Source organism: Paenibacillus sp. MAH-35 (genome assembly GCF_058135425.1).
On the sequence record NZ_JBYUPU010000011.1, the window covers coordinates 68,230 to 87,687 of the forward strand.

Genomic DNA, 19,458 nt, shown 5'->3' on the forward strand with positions numbered 1-19,458 from the left:
CCTCCTATGCCGGTTCCGTTACAAAAGAAGGAACACGCTGTACCTGTGTTCCTTTTGTCGGGCAGTTATGGGACAACCAATACCGAATCTCTGGTATTGGTTGTCCGGACGCTACCTTATTGTTTGACTTGAGCCATAACTTCTTCCACGAAGTTGTCTTGCTTTTTCTCCATACCTTCGCCGAGCTCATAACGAACGAAACGGCGGATCGCGATTTTCTCGCCGATCGTAGCCACTTTTTCATTCAGCAGCATGCTGACCGTTTTGTCCTGATCCTTAATGTATGGCTGCTCGAGCAAGCAGTATTCTTCGTAATATTTCGAGAGACGGCCTTCTACCATTTTGTCGACGATATGAGCCGGTTTGCCTTCGTTCAGAGCCTGGTTTCTCAAAATTTCGCGTTCTTTGTCCAGCGCCTCTTGCGGTACTTCTTCACGACCGACGTACAGCGGGCTTGTAGCTGCGATTTGCATCGCGATGCTGCGGACGAATTCGCGGAACGAATCCGTATTGGCAACGAAGTCGGTTTCGCAGTTGACTTCGACAAGCACGCCGATCCGGCCGCCTGCATGAATATAAGATTCCACGAGACCTTCGGTTGCGATGCGGTCGCCTTTTTTAGCTGCTGCGGACAACCCTTTCTCACGAAGGAGCTCGGCTGCTTTTGTCAGATCTCCATTTGCTTCTTCCAAAGCTTTTTTGCAATCGAGCATGCCTGCTCCGGTTTTTTCGCGCAATTCTTTAACTGCTTGTGCCGATACTGCCATTTCCGTCGTACCTCCCTTAAATTACCCCGTTCTGCCCGGAGTTGTGAACGATCGAATATTCTCTTTAAAAAAAGGGCGGCGAGAGGTTATATAACCTTCTAACCACCCTTTCGTTGTACCGATCAATTAAGCTGTCGTTTGCTCGCCTTGATGAGCTTCGATAACGGCGTCGGCCATTTTGCCTGTCAGCAGCTTCACGGCGCGGATCGCGTCGTCGTTGCCCGGAATGACGTAGTCGATTTCGTCCGGATCGCAGTTCGTGTCAACGATACCGACGATCGGAATACCCAATTTGCGTGCTTCAGCAACTGCAATGCGCTCTTTACGCGGGTCGATAACGAACAGCGCGCTTGGCAATTGCTTCATATGTTTGATGCCGCCGAGGAATTTCTCCAGGCGTTCCATTTCTTTGCGGAGAATGATAACTTCTTTTTTAGGAAGCAGATCGAACGTTCCGTCGCTTTCCATACGATCCAGCTCATGCAGACGGTTAACCCGTTTTTGGATCGTGGAGAAGTTCGTCAGAGTGCCGCCGAGCCAACGCTGGTTGATGTAGTACATGCCGCTGCGCTCTGCTTCTTCTTTAACGGAATCTTGAGCTTGCTTCTTCGTTCCTACGAACAGGATCGTGCCGCCTTCTTCAGCGACCGATTTTACGAAGTTGTACGCTTCTTCCACTTTTTTGACCGTTTTTTGCAGGTCGATAATGTAAATGCCGTTTCTTTCGGTGAAGATGTAACGATCCATTTTCGGGTTCCAGCGACGGGTTTGATGACCGAAGTGTACCCCAGCTTCCAGAAGCTGTTTCATGGAGATTACTGCCATCTTCACACACCTCCTCTAAATTGGTTTTGGGTTTCCTCCGCCAGTCGCATCTTTCTTTGAGACTCATCTCCCGGACAGGAGCGTGAGCACCTTCAAAGAAATTGAATGGCGTGCGTGGTTTAACACCGTCAATTACTATACCATATCCGAAATAGGGTTTGCAACCGAATCCGCTAGCTTTCGACAAAGCGGCTAAAACCTGCCCGTTCTGGGGCGGCCTTCGTCCGACTCGGCAATCTGGACACGCTCCACATTGCGCAACTGAATCAAGTCCCCCTGCTTGCCGAACCACCCGTCGCGGTTATGCGTAATGCTCATCGATACTTGCGAAAACGTATCGGCCTGAACTTCCATCTGGTGGCTTCCTCCGCCGATAAAATAAAAATGAACGGTATACACGGCCATCGCTACATCCTCCCCACTTCATCGCGTCTTCCTACCGTTAGCGGTTCGACGCGAACCGCGGATTTCCTGCTTCAGCCCGCCCCGGGTCATACGGCGAATAGACCGGATTCGCTTGCAAGGCGAAATACGGTCTATGGGTTCGCTATCGTTATCCTTGAAATAATATCGTCCACAGAGGCGCCGCCCTCAAACGAGTACGACCCTGCACGTATGCGCGTCGTTAACTTTTTGTCCCGCAAAGTGGTGACAAAGCCGTTCGAATCCGCGATCAGATTCGCTTTGAGCAGCATATCGGCCACATGATACGCGTTCATCTGCTCCGTAATGTACACCGAGCTTACCGTTTTCGGCGGAACCTGCTGCGGAACCGGCTGTGCGGCGAGCTTCGAGCGTTCTTCCTCGGACGTCTTCTGACGGATCGCTTCGATGTCTTTGTCGGAGTACGTCTTCTGGTCTTTAGGAACAACCTTGTAGTTCAGCTTGTCCGCCTCGGCCTGAAGCTGATCGACGGCGGCAGGTCCCCCTTGCCGGATCGTGCGGTTTTCCATCTCGTCCACCTTAAACATCAGCTGCAGCATAACCGCTCCGGCGATGAGGCCGATCCCTAGGCCGTACACGAAACCTTTATTTTTAAACACGGCTCTGGTCCTCCTGCTTCGCGAGCTGGATGATCAGCATAACCTCGCCTTTGTTCATTTCCAGCTTCTTGGCGATATATTCGGTCGATTTGCCCTGCTCGTATAACCGGAAAACGTCGGGATACCGATCGCGGATACTTGCAGGCACCGGTTCCGGCTGAACGGCCGGTTCCTCGGCCTGCTGCGCCAAAGGAGCGGCAACCGGAAGGGCGTCCAGGACAGGAGCTTCTGCGCCGGCGGCAGCCGGGACTGGTTCTTTCCGCATTCGCTGGTCCAGCAGAATGCTTAATTGCTCGTTAACCGCTTTATTTTGCTGTTCGAGCGCTTCGATCCGGCCCAGCAAAGTCGCGGTATGGGCTTCGTGCTCTTGTTTCATCCCGGAGACGAGCCCGAGAAGCTGCTTGTTCTCCTCTTCCAGCTCTGCGGAGAAAAGCTCCATCGTGTCTTCGATTTCTTTCATTACATTCGTCTGCTTTGCCGCGGGCTCTTTCTTCGGAACAAGCTTCGCATAGACGATGAGGACCAATCCGAGCAACACGATATACAGCCAGGGATCCATGCTGCTTGTTCACCTTCTTCTGACCAGTTATAAAGAAAAATCAATATGATGCCCCTTGTACGGATGCCCGCTCCCCGGGGAGCTTCCGGCCTGATTATTCTTTCCCGTATTGGACTTGGCGCCTGAACGGTCCCTTCTTCCCTTCGAGCCTCTCTGCTGGTCGTCTCGGATTTGCGGCTCCGCTGCCTCGTCCACTTTGGCGCTTTGCTGAAGCTGACGTTCCTTTTGTTCCGTCGATTTGGCAGCCAGCGCCGCCTGATCATACATCGGCTTTTGCGACAACTGGTTTTGCACGCTGGCCGCTTCGCTTGTGCGCGGTATCGCGATTTGCATCTCAACTGATCTAAGGCTCATGCTTTCCCCTCCAGTGCGGAGTATTGGCTTTCTGCGGGCCGAGGACGCCTTCAGTTCAGGCTGTACGGGAGAAGTTACCCGTTAGGCAGCATCGATATATCGCCTTCGGAGTACATGAAATGGACTCTGGGCGTAGCGTCCTTAATAAAGCGGGTGTATCGGCCGATTACGATTTTCGTCCCGCCGTATATCATGGAGATCACTTCCACTTTGGCGCGTTCCGTATCTTCGAGCGTTTTTTCAATTTCGAGAATGCGCTCGCGGAAAGCGATTTGTTCGTCAGCCGCTTGTTTCTTCGTATGGGACAGCTTGATCCGCAAAGCCAGCTTCTCAGGCGTCAGTGATCCGGCGGCGGCAAGCTGGTCAAGCAGCGTTAATGCCTTGTCCGTCTTATCCAGACCGTCCTGCACATTTCGAAGCTGCTGACGCAGCGTAGAGAGCTCGTTGCGCAGCTCCGGCAACACGCCGACTTCTATCGCCGTCGGTGTGGACATGGAGTTGCCGATCGTTCGGGCAACCACCTTCTCCCCCGCCTGGATCGTCCCGCCTACGATCAGTCCTTTCGGGCCGGTACAATATACGTGTTGCCCTGCCCGGACTTGGGAGTGCAGGATGCTTTGCGAGACGTGAACGTTGCCTCCAGCCTCGATAACCGCGTCCTGAATAAACGAGCTTTTTAGATTGACGCCTGCGCGAATAACCGCTTTATTATGGCCCAGAACACCAGCGCTGATCTCAATCGAGCCGAGCGCTTCCACTTCGGCCCCTTCAACGCCGCCAGTAATACGGATGTCGCCGGCCGCCTTCACTTTGAAGCCCGACAGGACGTTGCCGCGAATGACGACGGTTCCCAGAAAATCGATATTCCCGATCCGGTAATCGACGTCCCCGTTCACTTCAAATACGGGAAACACGTTGATTTTGTCGTGATCGGTCTTGACGACCATCCCATCTATTGCGGCATAAAGCGCTTTCTGCTCGCCGTCGGCTACGACATTTTTGCCGATTTTGAACCGGCTTTCTTTGCCCGCCTGGCCGGGAATCGGCTCGCCCGTCACCGTCTTGCCGGGGGTTCCTTCCTTGGGAGGAACCCGCTCGGCGATCAGTTGCCCTTTGCGGACGTTCGACAGCCGGGTCACTTCCTTATAATCGACGGTTCCATCCTCTAGCTCCGCCGGTTTTGTCGCTGCTGCATCCATTTCATACAGGCTTCGCACGTATCCGTCAATTCCGGCTCCCGGAAGTATGCCGGTGGCTACTACGGTTTTGGTCTGAAAGAACGGCTTCGGATCTTGGATGAGTCGATTGACGATATCTGGCTGAATTCCGCTTCGCACGTCATTCTTATGAAGAAAAGCAATTATGTCGTTAACCGTATAAGGAAAAGAGCCCGGAAGCGAAACGACTTGGATGGAGGCTGACATTTTGTCCTCGGCTAGGCTCACAGTTAATAAGTGGTCCAAAGACTTTTCGGTGGACAATGTGATTCCTCCTTGGTTTTACTTCCCGCTATTGCTGGAGCAATTGATTTTTCCATCTTCCCAGCGATCCTCTCAGCCTCAGCACCGCTTTGGAATGAAGCTGGGAGATGCGCGACGGAGATAACGACATCACTTCCGCAATCTCGCTCAGCGAAAGCTCCTCGTAATAAAACAGCGAAACGACGGTGCGCTCCTTCTCCGTCAGCTTATCGATCGCTTTCGCAAGTGACTCCTTCAGAAAAAATTCGTTGACTTTGTATTCGGGGTTTTTCGCCTTTTCATCGACCATCAGCGATAACCGGGTTTCCGAATCTTCTTCCTTAATCGGGTCGTCGAACGAGCATACCGTCGTAATCGAGATTTCCTGGAGCATCTGCTGAAACTCCTTCTCGCTGACTTCCAAATAAGCGCTGATCTCGGCATCGGTCACAGAGCGCAAGTAGTGCTGTTCGAGCTTCTGATAGGCATCCTCGATTTTTTTGGCCTTTTCCCGGACGGACCGCGGGACCCAATCTCCCTGCCTCAGCCCGTCGATGATCGCGCCGCGAATGCGCCAAGACGCGTACGTCTCGAACTGCAGTCCGCGTTCGTAGTCAAACTTCTCGATCGCATCGATCAATCCCATTATACCATAGCTCGATAAATCGTCCCTAGAGACGGTTTTGGGCAATCCGATGAGGAGGCGGCCGACCACATAATCCACGAGCGGCAAATAATGCTCGATCAGCGCCTGCTTCGCCGAAAGCAAACCGTCACTTTTCCATTGTTTCCATACGCCGATATTGGACAAGGGGGATTGCTTCAGTGCAATCATTCCGCACGCACTCCTCTTACTTTTCTGTCAAATGCCTTACGGCTTGCGCCAGCTCCTGAGCTTCCGTCTCCTGCACCGTGGCCAGTTTCTTGGGTTGAAGCGGCACGAAAGGTTCCGAATCGGAGCGGTTTAACTGTTCCTTCAACATTTCGTTTAATTGGTCCTGATCGTCCGGAGTCGCCGTATCCACCGTCTGGCCGACCGGTTCGTCCGGAAGCTGCGATTCCATAGGCTGCCCGGAATCCGAAACGGGCTGCGGCTTCAACCCGATGAGCGTTCCCAGTATCCAGCGCAGCGCGAAGGCTGCAACGAATATAATGAGGAAACTGTAAACGCTGCTCATCAGCGTCCGCCAAATAAAGTTGTATTCGATTGAAAGGATAAACGTCAGCGCAAAACCGAGCGTTCCTAAAACCAGGTTCCATCGATACGATCCGATCATAGCTACAGTTCCTTTACTCCTTGTTGTACGGTGCGCAGGACGAGAACTCCGGTGTCCGTATGAAACTCGATCGTCCGGCCGAAGTTGCCTCCCGTATCCTCCGCCAGTACCGGTATGGAAAACAGTTTGAGCTGTTCCTTGCAGGATTCGACATTGCGCGGCCCGATCCGCATCGTGTCGTTGGACGTGCTGAACGCGAACATCTGAGCGCCGCCGGCCATCTTCGCGACGAGCCGCGAGTTGACCGCACCGAGATTGAGCATTCTTTTCACCATCTCGGGAATTGCCGTGTCGGCGTATTTGGCGATATTGAGACTGCCTTCCTTGGCAATATCCGAGGAAGGCAGCATGACGTGGGCCATACCGGCCACCTTCGCCTTCGGATCGTAAATCGTTACGCCTACGCATGACCCGAGCCCGGTCGTTTTGAGAACGCCCGTTCCGGTCGTTACATTTAAATCAGCCATTCCCACCTTTATGAGCAGTTCGGTCATTCCACGGGTACTCCCAACGCTGTAAAAATTTTGTGGAACGACTCGGGATCGGGCACGAGGAAAAATCGTCCTTCTACGGCGTCGCTGCCGTCAAAAAACTTCGTATCGATAAACAAAGCCTTGTCCCCCATCTCCCCGTATTGCATAAGACCGTAGCTGATTACGGCACCCAGCATGTCGATCGCAAGCGAGGGGACGGAGGGCGACATGCTCAGCTTCGTGAAGTCCGCGAGCGAAGACAAGTACGATCCCGCCAAAATATTGCCGATTTCGTTCAAGGCGGACAGTTCCATCTCCGAATACTGCTCTTCGTCCTCCACTTCGATTCCCGCCAAGTTTTGAAGCAGCAGCTTGGCTGACGATTGGGTCAGAATGAAGAACATATTGCCCGGAGCTTCTCCGGTAACCCGCAGGAAGATGGCGAGCACGATCTGCTCCGACCCGCCAAGCGCTTCGATAATATCTTCGAAAGGAAGCATATTCACTTGCGGCACCTGCATGTCGACAGGTTTATCGAGCAGCTTGGACAACGCCGTCGCAGCGTTGCCCGCGCCAATATTTCCGATTTCTTTAAGAACGTCAAGTTGATAGTCTGCGATGCTGCCAAATTCGGTCATAGGTCGTTTAGTCTCCAAGCTGTTCCAGCTGTACAATCTCCGCTTTATTCAGCACTTCCTCCAAATTAAGCAGCACTAGCAGCCGGTCGTCCTTCAGCTTGGCAAGCCCGCGCAAATATTTGGCCCGGATTCCGCCGACGATCTCCGGAGGCTGTTCGATTGCATCGCTGTCCACATCGACTACGTCGTTCGCCGTATCGACAATCATCCCGACTTCCAGGTCTTTGACGGCTACGATAATAATCCGCGAGTTGTCGGTGTAATCGGCCTCCGGCAAATTGAAACGGCCGCGCAGATCGATAACAGGAACGACGACCCCGCGCAGATTGATAACTCCTTTGACAAACGCCGGCGTTTTCGGCACGCGCGTCAACGGCTGCATCCGTTCGATCGTTTTGACCTTATCCACTTCGACGCCGTACTGCTCATGAGCAAGCGAGAATACGATAACTTTTAACTCTTCTCCCATGATAGGTGCCTCCTTTTATTTGATTAACGCGTTCGGATCGATAATAAGCGCGACTTGCCCGTCGCCCAGTATCGTCGCTCCGGATACGGCGAACAGATTCGTCAAATATTTGCCTAACGATTTGAGCACGATTTCCTGCTGACCGATAAATTCGTCCACCATGAGCGCGGCCAGCTTGTCTCCTTTGCGGATCACGACGATCTCCGTCTCCGTCTCATCGTCTTCCGAGTAGCTCGTAACTTCAAACAACTTGCTGATGGACAGCAGCGGAATAAACCCTCCGCGAAAATCCATCATTTTGTTGCCGTGTACGCTGCGGATGTCCTCCTTTTGAATGACGGCCGTCTCTACGATGGAAGAAAGCGGAATCGCATATTTCTCGTCCCCGAGACGGATCAGCATCGCCGAAATGATCGATAGCGTCAAAGGAAGCTGTACCGAAAATTTCGTGCCTGCGCCAGGTTTGGAATCGATCTGTACGTGGCCGCCGAGCGACTCGATTTTCGTCTTGACGACGTCCAGCCCGACGCCCCGGCCGGATACGTCCGATATTTTGTCCGCCGTACTGAATCCGGCGGCGAATAAGAGCCGGTACACTTCTTCGTCCGTTAACGTCTTGGCCTGCTCCGGCGTGACGATTCCCCGTTTCAGCGCGGTAGCGAGCACCTTGTCGCGGTTAATGCCTTTGCCGTCTTCTTCAATCTCGATAAAGACGTGGTTGCCGCTGTGGAACGCGCGCAAGTTGACCGTGCCCGTCTCCGGCTTGCCGGCGGCGATTCTTTCCGGTACCGTCTCCACGCCATGATCAACGGCGTTGCGCAGCAGATGGACGAGCGGATCGCCGATCTCGTCGATGACCGTGCGATCAAGCTCGGTCTCCGCTCCGGTAATGATCAGATCGACCTTCTTGTCGAGCGATTTGGCCAGATCCCGCACCATTCGGGGGAACCGGTTAAATACGTTGTCGACCGGCACCATCCGCAGCTTCAGCACGATATTTTGCAGATCGCTGCTGACCCGGGCCATATGCTCCACTGTCTCAGTCAGATCGCTTCTGTGAATCTCGCTGGCCAGCTGCTCCAGCCGGACCCGGTCGATCAGCAGCTCGCTGAACAGGTTCATCAGGACATCGAGCCGCTCGATATCGACGCGGATTGTCCGCGAGGCAACTGCTCCGCCGCCGCTAGGGGCGGCCTTCGGCGCCGCTGCTTCCGGCTTCGCCGCTACCGCCGTCGCTGCAGTTTGCTGCGAGGCTTCGGCGATTTGCAATGCTGCCGCTGCAGACGCCTGAGCTTGCGACTGCTGCATTTTCAGCTTTAGGCTGTTCTCATCCAGCTTCTCCGCGATAACGGACTGGATCTCGCTGATGTTGCCGACCTGCTTCTCCAGCTCTTCCTTGCTGAGCTGGGATAAGTAGTAAACAGTGAACGAGTTGTCGAACTTCTCCTTCTCAATGTCTTCCACAGACGGAGTCGATTTGACGATTTCCCCGTTTTGCTCCAGCAAATTAAATACCATATAAGAGCGTGCCGCTTTTAAGACGCAAGTTTCTTCAATCGATACTTGTATGTAATAGACCTGATGTCCGGATTCCAGCGATTGCAGAAGGATCGAATATTGGAACTCGTCCAGCTCCGCTTCCGCCGGCGCGCTTGCCGCCGGGCTCCCGCCGCTTGAGCCGCTTTTTTCGTAATCGCCGGACACGATCGATTTCAGCGTAGCGACGATCGCGCTGACGTCGGCCTGCCCCGTTCCGCCATTGATGATGTCTTCCACCATCGCTTCCAGCGAGTCCAAACTTTTGAATATCGCGTCGAAAATAAACGGGTTCATCGCCAGCTTGTGGTTGCGGACGAGGTCGAGCACGTTCTCCATCTCGTGCGTGAGCGAAGCGAGATCCTCGAATCCCATCGTCGCGGACATCCCCTTCAGCGTATGCGCCGAACGGAAAATACTTTGCACGATGCCGATATCCTCCGGGTTAGCTTCCAGCTTCAGCATATTTTCGTTCATCGCCTGCAAGTGCTCCCGGGATTCATCGATAAACATGCTCAAGTATTGATTCATTTCCATTCGTCGTACACCCCCTGTTAACGGTATAGTGTTGCAGCACCCGGTTTGGTGCTGTGCGTTGAAAATGAGTTCCCGCGGCCAGCCGGCCGCTTCCGAGGCACTCAGCTCTGACTTTGTACAAGCTCGTTTAGCTTTGCGGCAATCTGATACAACGGAAGCTGGTGAGTGAGACAGTTCAATTCCGCTGCGGCTCGCGGCATCCCGTATACGACACACGTTTCGCTGGATTCCGCAATCGTGGATACGGCTCCGGCCTGTCTGAGCGCCTGCATCCCTTTAGCGCCGTCACTGCCCATACCGGTCATAAGCACGATATGGCGCTTCAGCTCCCGGAACGGCAGCAGCGATTCGAATAACATATCGACCGACGGCCGATGGCCGCTTCGGGGATCGTCTTTCGTCAATCGGACTTTGTAACCGGCATCGTCCCTCTTGACGATCATATGCCATCCCCCTGGAGCTATATAAGCAACGCCGTTTCGCAGCCGGTCGCCGTCCGACGCTTCGATTACCCGGATCCGGGATGTCGCGTCGAGACGATTCGCCAGCGATTTCGTGAAATTCGGCGGCATATGCTGAACGATAAGAATCGGAGCGGGAAACTTTTCCGGCAGGCCCGTCACGACTTGCTGCAGCGCCCGGGGGCCGCCTGTCGACGTTCCGATCGCAACCAGCTTGTCAATCCGCGAAGCCGGCATCGAATCGATCAGTTCCTTCGAGCCGGCAGAGACGGGCGGCTTCATGGCCGGTGCGGATATGGAAGCCCGATTCGGAGCCGGAGTCTGGCGCGGAGCGGGCATCGCCCTGGACACCCGCGTCTGAACGGCGATCGACAGTTTTTCCATCAGCAAAGATTTCACTTTAAACAAATCAAGCGAGATCGAGCCCGACGGCTTTCGTACGAAATCGATCGCTCCCAGCTCCAGAGCGGCGATCGTTTCCTTCGCCCCTTCCTCGGTCAAGCTGCTGAGCATAATGACCGGAACGGGATGCTCCGCCATAATCCGCTTTAAAGCTTCCAGTCCGTTCATCTCGGGCATTTCGATATCGAGCGTAATAACGTCGGGATTTAACCGTTTCGTTTTGTCGACGGCTTCCAAGCCGTTTTTGGCAGTGTCCACCACTTCGAACCTGGCGTCCTCTTGAATCATGTCGGTAATAATTTTGCGCATGAAGACGGAATCGTCGACAACCAACACCCTAATCTTGCTCACGAGCCTCACCTCATCCTGATGTCATCGGTATCGCGGTTGACTTGATTTCATTTCAGAAGTTTCCTCATTTTGTTGAAAAAAGCTTTAACTCCGCTTTGCTGCTGCGGCTCCGGCGCCATCTGCCCGGTCACGTACCTGCCGACCAGTCGCTCGATGCTTCTCGACGCGGCGCTGCCGGGATAAGCGACGGTAAACGGCGTTTGCTGCTTCACCGCTTTCATGACATTCGGATCGTCCTCCACAAAACCTAGAGTAGGGATGTGAATGCCCAGAAACCGTTTGGCGACCAGACTGATCTTGTCGGCCGTCTGCTTCCCCTCGTGCAGCTCGGTAACCCGGTTAATGACCAGCTTGAAGTCTACTTCGTGTCCGAGCGAGTGAACCATTTTAATAATTGCATAAGCATCGGTGATCGCGGTAGGCTCCGGTGTCGTCACTACTATCGTTTCGTCGGCGGCGACAATAAATCTGAGCGTCTCCTTGGACAAGCCGGCGCCTGTATCGAAGATGATGTAATCGACATAACCGTTCAACAGATTGACCTGCTCGGCAAAATAATCGATTTCCGCCTCCGTAAGCCGCATCAAATCGTTGAAGCCGGAGCCTCCCGCAATATATTCCAAGCCGTTGCTGCCTTTATTGATAATTTCCCATATCGTTTTCTCGCGTTTCAGCAGGTGGTACAAGCTGTAAGTGGAGTTGATCCCCATCAATACATCGATATTGGCCAGGCCGATATCGGCATCGAACACCAATACCCGGTACCCGCTTTTTTGCAAGGTAAGCGCGAAGTTCAGGGTGAAGTTCGATTTGCCGACTCCGCCTTTGCCGCTCGTGACGGTAAGAATCCGGGTTGATGACGACTGTGGCTCCGTTTGGGAACGAATCAGATTGCGCAGTCTTTGCGCCTGGTCGCTCATCACTCGCGGTCCTCCAGCAGCAGATCAATCAACCGGTCTTCGTTCGTCTCTACGATGTCGTCCGGCACATTTTGGCCGTTTGTGATGTAAGACAGCTGCAGCGGGAAATCGTAAAGCAGGTTGACGATCGAACCGTAAGAGTTCGTCTCGTCCATCTTGGTAAACAATACTTTGTCCAGCCGGAACTTGGCGAAATTGTCCGTGATCGCCTTCATGTCCTTATACTTCGAAGATAAGCTCAGCACAAGGAACGTCTCGCTTTTGCCCTTGGACTGGAGCAGCGCGTTCAACTCCGATACGTACATCTGGTTGCGGAAATTGCGTCCGGCCGTATCCATAAAGATGATGTCGCAATCTTGCAGCGACTGAAACGCTCTCGCCAGCTCCTGAGGCGAAAACACGACTTCCAGCGGCACATTCAAGATGTTGGCGTACGTTTTGAGCTGCTCGACCGCCGCAATCCGGTACGTATCGGACGTAATAAAGCCTACTTTGCGTTTTTCCTTCAGCACTTGCTCCGCGGCCAGCTTGGCAATCGTAGTCGTTTTGCCGACGCCGGTCGGGCCGACGAAATGAGCGATCCGCGTATCGCTTGCAATCCTTTTGTTATACGGCGAGTATAAAATCTGTTTCAGTTGCTGCTTGATCAGCTCATAGGCGTACTCGTCGGTTTTCGGAGAAAACTCGCCTTCAAACTCCTCCGCCGCTTTGCCGAGCAGCTTCTCAACCAGATCGGGCGATACCTCGTGCTCAAGCAGCAGCCGCTCGAACTTGAGAAGCGGTTCCGGATATCGAGGTCTTTCTGCGGCTGATGCCGTCAGCCTGCTCATCATCTCTTTCATCGATTTGATCTCGTCGAGCAGCAGATCCTCTTTGCCGCGCTCCCGGACTTCGCGGACCTCTCGACCTTCTCGAACCTCACGGACCGGAGAAGGCCTCGCTATGGGGGGAATCACCGGCTCTTCCATCAACGCTGTTGGGGCGGAAGGAACGGCTGCCGACTTTTTAGCGGCCGCCGCGCTAGCTTCCTCAATCAGCTTAGCCAGCTGAGCTCCCGCTGCAGGAGGCGTCTTGATGGCGGCCGGGGACATCGCAGGCGGTGCCGGCTGAGCTTGACCCGCATCGGTAGCGGCGATGACCTCGATCTTCTTTTTGCCGAACAGACCGAGAAACCCTCCGGAACGAATTTCTTTCGTATTCAGAATGACGGCGTCCTTGCCGAGGTCTGTGCGAATTTTTTGCAGGGCATCCGGCATCGAGTCGACCACATATCGTTTCACCCTCATAAATTCACCACCCCTACGCTCTGAATTTCAGCTTGCGGCTCCAGCTCGCTGTAAGACAACACCGTAATATCCTGCATCGTGCGCTCCAGCAGCTGCCGCAAGTACATCCGGATCGTAGGCGAGGCCAGAATGACAGGCTGCTGTCCTTGCTGAACGAGTTTCGTCAGCTGTTCCGATACTTTCTGATGAATCGTCTGGGAAGCGACCGGGTCAAGCGCCAAATAAGAACCGTGCTCCGTCTGCTGAACGCTGTCGGCAATTTTCTTCTCCAGCGAAGGTCCGATCGTGACTACTTTGAGGGAATCCAGACCGTTCGCGTATTGGTTCGTAATTTGTCTCGACAACGCCTGACGGACATATTCGGTCAAAATATCGGGGTCCTTGGTATACGTTCCGTAATCGGCCAACGTTTCGAAAATGGTGACAAGATCGCGGATCGATATTTTCTCTTTCAGCAGCTTGGCGAGCACCTTTTGAATGTCGCCCACGTTCAGCACGTTCGGTACGAGATCGTCCACCAGCGCCGGGTACGTTTCCTTGACGTTTTCGATCAGCAGCTTCGTCTCCTGGCGGCCCAGCAGCTCATGGGCGTGGCGTTTCACAATCTCGGTTAAGTGGGTGGCGACTACCGAAGGAGGATCAACGACCGTATAACCGGACAGTTCCGCCCGCTCCTTCATATTCTCATCGATCCACAATGCCGGAAGGCCGAACGCCGGCTCCGTCGTATCGATTCCCATAATGGAATCGTCGTCGATGCCCGGGCTCATAGCCAAATAATGATTGAGCAGCAGCTCGCCGCGGGCTACCGTATTCCCTTTAATCTTAATGACGTATTCGTTCGGTCTAAGCTGGATGTTGTCGCGAATCCGGATGACCGGCACGACCAGTCCGAGCTCGAGCGCACACTGTCTGCGGATCATAATGATCCGGTCGAGCAAGTCGCCGCCCTGGTTCGTATCGGCAAGCGGAATCAGTCCATAACCGAATTCGAACTCGATCGGATCGACCTGCAGCAGCGTCACGACGCTTTCCGGACTGCGCACTTCCTCAATCTGCTGCTCTTCTACGAGCTGCTCCGTCTCCGCAGCCTTCTGCGACAAATTCCGCTGCATCCGGTAAGCCGCCAAAGCCAGCAGACCGGCGATCGGAGCTGTAGTGATCAGATGGATCGGGGTGAACAGGCCGAGAAAAAGCACAGTGCCCGCCACAATGTACAACAGCTTCGGATAACTGAACAACTGAGCCGTCAAGTCTGTCGCCAGGTTGCCTTCCGAAGCGGCGCGAGTGACGATAATGCCTGCCGCGGACGAGATCAGCAGCGCCGGAATCTGGCTGACGAGACCGTCCCCGATCGTAAGTACGGAGAACGTCTGCAGCGATTCCATCATGCTCATGTCGTGATACGTAGCTCCGATAATGAAACCGCCGATCAGGTTGATGAGCAAAATAATAATTCCCGCGATGGCGTCCCCTTTAACGAACTTGCTCGCTCCGTCCATCGCTCCGTAGAAATCCGCTTCCCGTTCGATTTTTTTACGACGGTCCTTCGCTTCCTGTTCGTTAATCAGACCGGAGTTGAGGTCCGCATCAATCGCCATCTGTTTACCAGGCATGGCATCGAGCGTAAATCTCGCTCCGACTTCCGCAACCCGTTCGGAACCTTTCGTAATAACGATGAACTGAACGACAACGAGAATAAGGAAGACGACGAACCCGATGACCAGATTGCCTCCGGCCACAAACGAACCGAATGTGCCGACTACGCTTCCCGCTTCCGCTTCACTTAAAATAATACGGGTCGTCGATACGTTAAGCGCCAGCCGGAACAAGGTCGTAATCAGCAGCAAGGTCGGAAAGATCGAGAAGTCGAGAGCATCCTGCGTATTCATCGCAATTAATATAATAATGAGAGCAATCGAGATATTAATGATGAGCAAAAAGTCTAGCAGCATGATCGGGATCGGGACAACCATCATGAGAATGATCCCGATGATGCCTGTTAGGATGATTAGATCTCTCGTCTTCATGGCTTGGTCCTCCTCCCCGGTTGATCTTTGCCTTTCAGCTTATACACGTATGCCAGCACTTCCGCGACCGCTTGAAACAGCTCCGCCGGTATCGATTGTCCGATCTCCACCTGATTGTACAAAGCGCGCGCGAGAGGTTTGTTCTCCATCCGGACAATGCCGTGTTCTTCGGCAACCTCCCTGATTTTGAGCGCGATATAATCCATCCCCTTGGCAATCACTACGGGAGCTTCCGCTTTTTTCGGATCATACCGGATCGCAACCGCAAAGTGCGTCGGGTTCGTGATGACTACGTCGGCCTTGGGAACGTCCTGCATCATCCGCTGCAGCGCCATACGCCTCTGCTTCTCGCGGATTTTCCCTTTGATCAAAGGATCTCCCTCGGTATTTTTGTATTCCTGCTTCACTTCGTCCTTGGACATCTTCAAGTTTTTTTCCATTTCATAACGCTGGTAGATGAAGTCAAACAGCGCGAGAATGAGCAGGAGTACGGCGATTTGGACGCCTAGCATCAGAATAAGCCTGGCCGTATAAGAAAACGTATGGATGACCGGCCAAGACGCCATCTGAATAAACTGATCTTTTTCGTTCCATATCGTAAAAAAGACGACAAGCCCGATGACGGTGAGCTTCAAAATCGATTTCAGCAGCTCCACCAAAGCGCGAATCTTGAACATGTTGGCGAGCCCTTTAATCGGATCGAGCTTGTTGAACTGCATTTTAAGCGTTTCTGTCGTTACTAAAAAGCCAATTTGCGAGAAGGTCGCCACGACTGCCATTACGACGGCTATTCCGAATATCGGTGCGAGCAGCAGCAGTCCCTCGAATATAAGCCGGCCGAATATAATCGAAATATTGTCCGTCGTCATCTCCATGTTGATATAGTCGTAAAACGAGACAACGAACATATTTTCGATTTTGTCCCTCATAATCGTGCCGTATCCGAACAAGAGCAGCATGACCGAAAACAGGATCATCGCGGAAGGAAGCTCCATGCTTTTGGCGACCTGCCCTTTTTTTCGGGCATCCTGCCGCTTTTTCGGGGTTGCTTTTTCCGTTTTTTCACCGGCGAACAGCTGCAAGTCGAGAGGTAACGCAAATCGCGGCACGGTCGTCATTTTCCCCCAGTGCTAAGCTAAGATGGTTCCGGCGCAGTGCCGATTACGTTCACGAGCTGTTCGAGCGCCCGGAACAGCATGCCGAATAAATCCTGAAACAAAAATATAAATCCAGGCAATACAAGAATCAGCAGCAAAAAACCGGCAATGATTTTGATCGGCACGCCTACGACGAAGATGTTGAACTGCGGCGCCGTCTTGGACAAAATCCCGAGTCCCACGTCCGTCAGAAACAATGCGACTACGAGCGGCGCTGACATTTGCAAAGCAAGTCCGAAAACGTCGGAGAACGAGCGAAGCAGAAATTCGTGAACCGCTCCCTGCTGAATGCGGGCGAACAGTTCGTTAGTAAGCGGAATCCATTGATAGCTTTTGATAATGCCGTCGAACAAGTAATGGTGACCATTAAAAGACAAAAAGAGAAGGATCGAGATAATAAACTTAAAATTGCCGATGATCGGGCTTTGCGCGCCGGTCATGGGATCGATTACGTTGGCGATGCCAAGCCCCATCTGAATATCGATGAACGCTCCGGCGATCTGCACGACCGTAAAAAACAAATAAGCGGTGAAACCGAGAAGCAGTCCGACCAGCACTTCCCGAATGATCGATACGACGAACAATCCGTCAATGTCTGCCGGTTCCTTTAGTCCGACAGAGGCAAACGTCAGAAATGCGATTAGCGCCGCTAAGCCGATCTTCCATGGGGCGGGAACGCCGCGGGTGGAGAATACGGGCGATGCGAGCAGAAAAGCGGTAATCCTGCAAAATATAAGCAGCCAGTTGGGCAGAAACGGAATCCATGCTTCCATAAAATCGCCTTACCCTATAAACTTGTACAAGTTGTCCAGCAAATTGTACGTGTAGTCGATCAGTGTTTGTAAAATCCACGGTCCGAACACGAGAACGGACAGCAGGACGATCACAATTTTCGGAACGAATGCAAGGGTCTGTTCCTGAATTTGCGTTGCCGCCTGGAAGACACTGACGATGAGACCGACGACCAGCGCCAAAACCAACATCGGAGCACTGGCCTTCAGCACGGTGTACACGGCTTCTCCGGCTAAACGTATGACGAACTCGGAACTCACCGTACTTCGCTTCCTTTCCTATCCGATTGGTGTCGCCGCCATGTTCGCTTAGCTGTTTCAGACAGGCGGATGAAAACTAAGCAGCAGCGACTTGACGACCAAATACCAGCCGTCCACAAGAACGAACAACAAAATTTTGAACGGCAGCGATATCATAATCGGGGGAAGCATCATCATCCCCATCGACATGAGAGTACTGGCCACGATCATATCGATGACGAGAAACGGAATAAAGATCATAAAACCCATCTGAAAAGCCGTTTTCAGCTCACTGATGGCGAAAGCCGGCAAAAGCGCAGTCAGCGGAGTATCCTCCACCCCTGTAGGCTTTTCCGCCTTCGAGTAGTTCAGAAACAGCATTAAATCTTTTTCGCGCGTCTGCGCCATCATGAACTTTTTGAGCGGCAGCACCGCTTTGTCCAGCGCTTCGGCCTGCTGAATCTCTCCCCTCAGGAACGGCTGGATCGCCGTCTCGTTCATCGTGCCGATCGTAGGCGACATGACGAACAAGGTGAGAAACAAGGCGATGCCGATCAGCACCTGGTTCGGAGGCATCTGCTGCGTGCCTAGCGCCGTCCTGACGAAGCTAAGAACGATGACGATACGGGTGAAGCTTGTCATGAGCACCAGAATCGAAGGAGCTAGGCTCAATATCGTGACGAGCAAAATGAGTGTTACCGTATTAGCCGTGCCCGCCGGGCCTTCCCCGTTGCCAATCTCCAGGTTGATGCCTGGAATCGGGAGGGCGGCGTAGGCTGGAGCGGGCGACCAGACCAGCAGCAGGACGATCATCGCCCCCAGAAGAACGAAGGATCGTTTCATGAGTCCGCCTTCCCGTCCGGCTTGTCGTTTTGGCTAAGCAAATCTTCAATCATCTTTTTCCGCCCCGACATATTTTTCATTTTCGACTGGAACACATCCTGGAACGAAGCGGTCATTTCGTCTTCCCGGGCAGGTTCCTTCTTCCGCTTGGTCCATCCGCCAATCAGCTCGCCCAGCTTTTGCATGCCTTGCCCGCTTCCGGTCGAATCGGAAGTGAGGGAAGCCGTAATGATTGCGACTTCCTCCGGGTCGTCGATTCTCTGAATCAGATTGACGTCGTCCCCTACCCCGACAACATAAATGGACCTGCCGATTTCAACAATCTGCACGGACTTGTTCGGTCCCAAAGGAACTCCGCCGAGCGACTTCACCGCCCGCCCCTGCATCCAGCTTAATTTTTTTTTGGATAAAAACTTAATAATCAGCAAGAAAAATCCGATAATAAGAATAAGGAAAAACAGCACTTTCACCATCATTAGAAAAACCGCGCCCGAATCCGCCTGAACTCCGCCGGCGTTCGTCACGCCGGGAAAACTGTCCGGGCCCGATCGCTCTTCCGCGTTTGCAGACGGCACGGCGTACCCCAATACCGGAATGGTCAGGACGGCCAAAGCGGCAAGATGCCTATAAATGCTTTGCAACTTCAATCGTCCCCCCGCTGCCCCAGCCATTATCCTAACGTTTTCTTGATCGCTTCAATAACACGGTCAGCCTGGAACGGCTTCACGATAAAATCTTTGGCGCCCGCTTGAATCGCGTCGATAACCATCGCTTGTTGGCCCATAGCCGAGCACATAATCACTTTGGCGTTGGCGTCAAACTTTTTGATTTCTTTCAGTGCGGCGATTCCGTCCATCTCTGGCATCGTAATGTCCATCGTGACGAGATCCGGCTTCAGTTCCTTGTATTTTTCAACTGCGACGGACCCGTCTTGCGCTTCCCCGACTACCTCATATCCGTTCTTGCTGAGAATATCCTTTATCATCATCCGCATGAATGCTGCATCGTCTACGATCAAAATTTTGTTAGCCATTGAGTA

Annotated in this window: 23 protein-coding genes; all 23 read right to left on the bottom strand. The window is 53.2% G+C overall.

Features of this window, described 5'->3' with window-relative positions:
- Positions 1–116 precede the first annotated feature (116 nt).
- A complete protein-coding gene (gene tsf, locus AC3Y2E_RS14240) occupies positions 117–767 on the bottom strand; it encodes a translation elongation factor Ts (RefSeq protein ID WP_190927972.1) in 651 nt (216 codons plus the stop codon).
- Between the two features lie 126 nt (positions 768–893).
- Positions 894–1,592, bottom strand: a complete 699-nt coding sequence (gene rpsB, locus AC3Y2E_RS14245; RefSeq protein ID WP_190927970.1) for a 30S ribosomal protein S2 — start codon at positions 1,590–1,592, stop codon at positions 894–896.
- Positions 1,593–1,784: 192 nt separating this feature from the next.
- A complete protein-coding gene (locus tag AC3Y2E_RS14250) occupies positions 1,785–1,997 on the bottom strand; it encodes a hypothetical protein (RefSeq protein WP_379211311.1) in 213 nt (70 codons plus the stop codon).
- Positions 1,998–2,128: 131 nt separating this feature from the next.
- Complete coding sequence (locus AC3Y2E_RS14255) at positions 2,129–2,635, bottom strand: hypothetical protein (RefSeq protein ID WP_379211313.1); 507 nt, start codon at positions 2,633–2,635, stop codon at positions 2,129–2,131.
- Complete coding sequence (locus AC3Y2E_RS14260; RefSeq protein ID WP_379211315.1) at positions 2,628–3,194, bottom strand: DUF6115 domain-containing protein; 567 nt, start codon at positions 3,192–3,194, stop codon at positions 2,628–2,630. The genes AC3Y2E_RS14255 and AC3Y2E_RS14260 overlap by 8 nt, the downstream gene beginning before the upstream one ends.
- Positions 3,195–3,221: 27 nt before the next feature.
- Positions 3,222–3,548, bottom strand: coding sequence for a hypothetical protein (locus tag AC3Y2E_RS14265; RefSeq protein ID WP_190927964.1), 327 nt, complete (start codon positions 3,546–3,548; stop codon positions 3,222–3,224).
- Between the two features lie 74 nt (positions 3,549–3,622).
- A complete protein-coding gene (locus AC3Y2E_RS14270; RefSeq protein WP_379211317.1) occupies positions 3,623–5,029 on the bottom strand; it encodes a flagellar assembly protein A in 1,407 nt (468 codons plus the stop codon).
- Between the two features lie 28 nt (positions 5,030–5,057).
- Positions 5,058–5,843 (bottom strand): FliA/WhiG family RNA polymerase sigma factor, encoded by a 786-nt coding sequence (locus AC3Y2E_RS14275; RefSeq protein WP_190927960.1) that lies wholly within the window; start codon positions 5,841–5,843, stop codon positions 5,058–5,060.
- Between the two features lie 16 nt (positions 5,844–5,859).
- Positions 5,860–6,285, bottom strand: a complete 426-nt coding sequence (locus tag AC3Y2E_RS14280; protein ID WP_379211320.1) for a hypothetical protein — start codon at positions 6,283–6,285, stop codon at positions 5,860–5,862.
- A 2-nt stretch (positions 6,286–6,287) separates the two neighbouring features.
- Positions 6,288–6,779 carry a chemotaxis protein CheD gene (locus AC3Y2E_RS14285; RefSeq protein ID WP_190927956.1) on the bottom strand — a complete coding sequence of 164 codons (492 nt, stop codon included), beginning with the start codon at positions 6,777–6,779 and terminating at the stop codon, positions 6,288–6,290.
- Positions 6,776–7,396 (bottom strand): chemotaxis protein CheC, encoded by a 621-nt coding sequence (locus tag AC3Y2E_RS14290; protein WP_379211322.1) that lies wholly within the window; start codon positions 7,394–7,396, stop codon positions 6,776–6,778. The genes AC3Y2E_RS14285 and AC3Y2E_RS14290 overlap by 4 nt, the downstream gene beginning before the upstream one ends.
- Before the next feature lie 7 nt (positions 7,397–7,403).
- A complete protein-coding gene (locus AC3Y2E_RS14295; protein WP_332072495.1) occupies positions 7,404–7,865 on the bottom strand; it encodes a chemotaxis protein CheW in 462 nt (153 codons plus the stop codon).
- 15 nt (positions 7,866–7,880) lie between these two features.
- Positions 7,881–9,938: a chemotaxis protein CheW gene (locus tag AC3Y2E_RS14300; protein WP_379211325.1), complete on the bottom strand. Its 2,058-nt coding sequence runs from the start codon at positions 9,936–9,938 to the stop codon at positions 7,881–7,883.
- Positions 9,939–10,039: 101 nt separating this feature from the next.
- A complete protein-coding gene (locus tag AC3Y2E_RS14305) occupies positions 10,040–11,152 on the bottom strand; it encodes a protein-glutamate methylesterase/protein-glutamine glutaminase (protein WP_379211327.1) in 1,113 nt (370 codons plus the stop codon).
- A gap of 47 nt (positions 11,153–11,199) precedes the next feature.
- Complete coding sequence (locus AC3Y2E_RS14310; protein ID WP_379211605.1) at positions 11,200–12,072, bottom strand: MinD/ParA family protein; 873 nt, start codon at positions 12,070–12,072, stop codon at positions 11,200–11,202.
- Positions 12,072–13,358 (bottom strand): flagellar biosynthesis GTPase FlhF, encoded by a 1,287-nt coding sequence (flhF, locus tag AC3Y2E_RS14315; protein ID WP_379211329.1) that lies wholly within the window; start codon positions 13,356–13,358, stop codon positions 12,072–12,074. The genes AC3Y2E_RS14310 and flhF overlap by 1 nt, the downstream gene beginning before the upstream one ends.
- The gene (flhA, locus tag AC3Y2E_RS14320) at positions 13,355–15,388 is read right to left on the bottom strand and encodes a flagellar biosynthesis protein FlhA (protein WP_379211331.1); all 2,034 of its coding nucleotides are present in this window, start codon (positions 15,386–15,388) and stop codon (positions 13,355–13,357) included. The genes flhF and flhA overlap by 4 nt, the downstream gene beginning before the upstream one ends.
- Positions 15,385–16,497 (bottom strand): flagellar biosynthesis protein FlhB, encoded by a 1,113-nt coding sequence (flhB, locus tag AC3Y2E_RS14325; RefSeq protein ID WP_317891196.1) that lies wholly within the window; start codon positions 16,495–16,497, stop codon positions 15,385–15,387. The genes flhA and flhB overlap by 4 nt, the downstream gene beginning before the upstream one ends.
- Before the next feature lie 26 nt (positions 16,498–16,523).
- A complete protein-coding gene (fliR, locus tag AC3Y2E_RS14330; RefSeq protein WP_379211334.1) occupies positions 16,524–17,318 on the bottom strand; it encodes a flagellar biosynthetic protein FliR in 795 nt (264 codons plus the stop codon).
- A 9-nt stretch (positions 17,319–17,327) separates the two neighbouring features.
- Positions 17,328–17,597 (bottom strand): flagellar biosynthesis protein FliQ, encoded by a 270-nt coding sequence (gene fliQ / locus AC3Y2E_RS14335; RefSeq protein WP_190927936.1) that lies wholly within the window; start codon positions 17,595–17,597, stop codon positions 17,328–17,330.
- Between the two features lie 57 nt (positions 17,598–17,654).
- Positions 17,655–18,389, bottom strand: coding sequence for a flagellar type III secretion system pore protein FliP (gene fliP / locus AC3Y2E_RS14340; protein WP_379211607.1), 735 nt, complete (start codon positions 18,387–18,389; stop codon positions 17,655–17,657).
- A gap of 26 nt (positions 18,390–18,415) precedes the next feature.
- Positions 18,416–19,060, bottom strand: coding sequence for a flagellar biosynthetic protein FliO (locus AC3Y2E_RS14345; protein WP_379211337.1), 645 nt, complete (start codon positions 19,058–19,060; stop codon positions 18,416–18,418).
- Positions 19,061–19,089: 29 nt separating this feature from the next.
- Positions 19,090–19,452, bottom strand: coding sequence for a response regulator (locus AC3Y2E_RS14350; RefSeq protein ID WP_190927931.1), 363 nt, complete (start codon positions 19,450–19,452; stop codon positions 19,090–19,092).
- Positions 19,453–19,458 lie beyond the last annotated feature (6 nt).

Bases quoted from the DNA above. Each gene is read 5' to 3' on its own strand.
- AC3Y2E_RS14275 (WP_190927960.1), bottom strand. From the start codon at position 5,843: ATGATTGCACTGAAGCAATCCCCCTTGTCCAATATCGGCGTATGGAAA.
- AC3Y2E_RS14295 (WP_332072495.1), bottom strand. From the start codon at position 7,865: ATGGGAGAAGAGTTAAAAGTTATCGTATTCTCGCTTGCTCATGAGCAG.
- rpsB (WP_190927970.1), bottom strand. From the start codon at position 1,592: ATGGCAGTAATCTCCATGAAACAGCTTCTGGAAGCTGGGGTACACTTC.
- AC3Y2E_RS14350 (WP_190927931.1), bottom strand. From the start codon at position 19,452: ATGGCTAACAAAATTTTGATCGTAGACGATGCAGCATTCATGCGGATG.
- AC3Y2E_RS14265 (WP_190927964.1), bottom strand. From the start codon at position 3,548: ATGAGCCTTAGATCAGTTGAGATGCAAATCGCGATACCGCGCACAAGC.
- AC3Y2E_RS14260 (WP_379211315.1), bottom strand. From the start codon at position 3,194: ATGGATCCCTGGCTGTATATCGTGTTGCTCGGATTGGTCCTCATCGTC.
- AC3Y2E_RS14285 (WP_190927956.1), bottom strand. From the start codon at position 6,779: ATGACCGAACTGCTCATAAAGGTGGGAATGGCTGATTTAAATGTAACG.
- AC3Y2E_RS14310 (WP_379211605.1), bottom strand. From the start codon at position 12,072: ATGAGCGACCAGGCGCAAAGACTGCGCAATCTGATTCGTTCCCAAACG.
- AC3Y2E_RS14290 (WP_379211322.1), bottom strand. From the start codon at position 7,396: ATGACCGAATTTGGCAGCATCGCAGACTATCAACTTGACGTTCTTAAA.
- fliP (WP_379211607.1), bottom strand. From the start codon at position 18,389: ATGATCGTCCTGCTGCTGGTCTGGTCGCCCGCTCCAGCCTACGCCGCC.
- tsf (WP_190927972.1), bottom strand. From the start codon at position 767: ATGGCAGTATCGGCACAAGCAGTTAAAGAATTGCGCGAAAAAACCGGA.
- AC3Y2E_RS14300 (WP_379211325.1), bottom strand. From the start codon at position 9,938: ATGGAAATGAATCAATACTTGAGCATGTTTATCGATGAATCCCGGGAG.
- flhF (WP_379211329.1), bottom strand. From the start codon at position 13,358: ATGAGGGTGAAACGATATGTGGTCGACTCGATGCCGGATGCCCTGCAA.
- AC3Y2E_RS14250 (WP_379211311.1), bottom strand. From the start codon at position 1,997: ATGGCCGTGTATACCGTTCATTTTTATTTTATCGGCGGAGGAAGCCAC.
- fliR (WP_379211334.1), bottom strand. From the start codon at position 17,318: ATGGAAGCATGGATTCCGTTTCTGCCCAACTGGCTGCTTATATTTTGC.
- flhA (WP_379211331.1), bottom strand. From the start codon at position 15,388: ATGAAGACGAGAGATCTAATCATCCTAACAGGCATCATCGGGATCATT.
- AC3Y2E_RS14280 (WP_379211320.1), bottom strand. From the start codon at position 6,285: ATGATCGGATCGTATCGATGGAACCTGGTTTTAGGAACGCTCGGTTTT.